The sequence below is a fragment of the Alkalibacillus almallahensis genome, assembly GCF_011761495.1.
In the GTDB taxonomy this organism is placed as follows: domain Bacteria; phylum Bacillota; class Bacilli; order Bacillales; family Alkalibacillaceae; genus Alkalibacillus; species Alkalibacillus almallahensis.
The window spans coordinates 1-2,299 of the sequence record NZ_JAASRU010000030.1 but is presented as its reverse complement, the minus strand read 5'-3'; the positions used below and the strand labels follow the sequence as shown (position 1 = coordinate 2,299).

Genomic DNA, 2,299 nt, shown 5'->3' with positions numbered 1-2,299 from the left:
TTTTTGTTTCAAACCAGTCATATCAACGACTGAAAGAACGTAAGGGTAAATCGAAGATGTTACCCTTGTATCAAGATAAGTAAAGACTCAAAAAAAGCCCCCTGATTCCAGGGGGTTTTTTTATCTTAAAAACAAATATTAAAGCAACGCTACTAGATTAAAATTAAAGACAAAATCAATTTTAATTTCATTACATTTAGAGCGAATCTTAATAAACATTCACACACCTCATTCCTCTTTAAAAATTCAAGGCATCCTTATCTTTGAATAAAGAAAATAAAAAACCTTTTCACTCTTAAAATGTTTTTTGAGAAATGAGTTCACTTTTTTTGAAACGGTTTGATCTATCGCTTTTTATTACTCGACCAAGCCGATTCCTTTTTGTTTTGAACCTTGCACCTTTGGAATCCGAGAAAACAAGGGAACGGAAGAAAAGCGCTTCCGCCCCCTTGCCTTTCGGATTGTACGCCAAAGGTTCTTCAAAACAAAAAGACTTCGTTTGTTCTGCGTCATAAACCGCTCTGTTACTTTAAAATTTATTTACCTGCATTCCAAATACTTATAAACCTCAAAAAACTCACAGAAAGCAAATATGAGCTTCTCTACATCACTCATGAGATATACACCTTACATCACACAAACTTTCTCAAAAAGAGCAAAAATGCCATCACGAAAAAGTACTGAGTGCCCATTTACCCACACCCCCAAAAACGGGTGTGAAAATGGGTGAATTTCATTCGCTCTGCTCATTAAATTCTAACGTTCAGCAAGCTGAATAACCTCCGGATAAAATAAAAAATAACAGCCATCTAATGACTGTTATTTTTCAATTGCTCAATTAATTTTTCCCTGCTCATTTCACCAGTAACTACTGCCTTCATATTTCGTTCATCTTCTTCTGTTAAAGCAAAACCCTCAATCTCTAATTGATGTTTAGCTTGCTGGAAAGCTTTTTCTAATTCAGCAGAGATCATTTCACTCAACTCCAGTTTTTTTATGCTTCAAAATAAGCGTAAACGCTGTAAGACTGACACCTAATGCTGTTAAAGAAATAATAAGACCAACCGTTTCCATCTTCATCACTCCTTTTATTCAACTTCCATATCATCAATCAATTGATTATTCAGTTCTTTATACTCTTCTGAAGTTAATTCACGCTTTTCTTGTTCAAAATATTTACCCATACCCCAATTGTACATTAGAGCATAAATGTATTCGATTGTATCTTCTTCTTTGTATTTATCTAATTCGCCATTATCAAATAACGTAGCAGCATCTTTAAATACCCCAGAATAAACAAGAAGTCGCTTACCTTTTAAAGCTTTATAAAACGTATCAAAAACATTTTCATTTATTAAATAATCGCTATCTTTTGCCGAGTATTTCGCAATTTCCGAAACCTCTTTTTGTTTTCTCTCTTTTACTTTTTGAACATGAACTTGAGTGATATTCGGATTATCTGTTGCTTGTTGCCACAAATCAAGCCATCTGCTTTGCTTTATATAATTTTTAGTATCAGTAAAATAACTTTTATTAACCGCCAATAGAACGTGAAAATGCGGATTATATGTATCATAATTAGGATTATTATCAAAAGGCCCTAAGCCTTGTCCATCATAGTAAGTTTTACGATTACGATACATTTCTTTTGTAATAAATCTTTCTCTGTCATAAGTCACTTCTAATTTTCTTACATAGCCTTTTATAACGCTTTTTATTTCTTTACGTTCAATTAATTTTTTAAATGATTTATTTAAATATTTAATTTCAGCTTCTAGATCCTTTGCTTCAACATTCGGTGTTGTCAGCGTTAGAAAAATAAATTCCTTATCCTGTTCAGCTTTTAAATACTGCATAAGAATCGATAGTTTTAAAGCATCTTTCCTAGCTTTACGCCAAGCACACACAGGACAAAATCTATTTTTGCAGGAGTTACCTTTCATTTGCTTAGTATGTTCCAATGTTTTATCACCCGCAAACATAAGAAATGTCGAGCAATTTTCTATCAACTCTAGACTACTTCCAGAAATAAACTTCTTGATAAATTCACTTAACACTAGATTTTTCTTCTTTTTTGGTGTATATTTTTCAGTAACAGGAGTTATAATTTTATACATAAAAAACTTGCACCTAGCTTTCTTTGTTTTATATTTTTTGTGTGGTTACTTAAAATGATAAAATAATATGCTAAAAAGTGCAAGTTTTTTTTGTTTCAAACCAGTCATATCAACGACTGAAAGAACGTAAGGGTAAATCGAAGATGTTACCCTTGTATCAAGATAAGTAAAGACTCAAAAAA

2 protein-coding genes are annotated in these 2,299 nt (G+C 32.1%); both read right to left on the bottom strand.

The genetic code is table 11. The annotated features are described in order from the left end of the window. Window positions 1–809: 809 nt before the first annotated feature. Window positions 810–974: an antitoxin VbhA family protein gene (locus tag FHR85_RS14245; protein ID WP_167264428.1), complete on the bottom strand. Its 165-nt coding sequence runs from the start codon at window positions 972–974 to the stop codon at window positions 810–812. 114 nt (window positions 975–1,088) lie between these two features. Next, window positions 1,089–2,117 (bottom strand): protein rep, encoded by a 1,029-nt coding sequence (locus FHR85_RS14240; RefSeq protein WP_167264426.1) that lies wholly within the window; start codon window positions 2,115–2,117, stop codon window positions 1,089–1,091. Window positions 2,118–2,299: the final 182 nt, after the last annotated feature.

Bases quoted from the DNA above. Each gene is read 5' to 3' on its own strand.
- FHR85_RS14245 (WP_167264428.1), bottom strand. From the start codon at position 974: ATGATCTCTGCTGAATTAGAAAAAGCTTTCCAGCAAGCTAAACATCAA.
- FHR85_RS14240 (WP_167264426.1), bottom strand. From the start codon at position 2,117: ATGTATAAAATTATAACTCCTGTTACTGAAAAATATACACCAAAAAAG.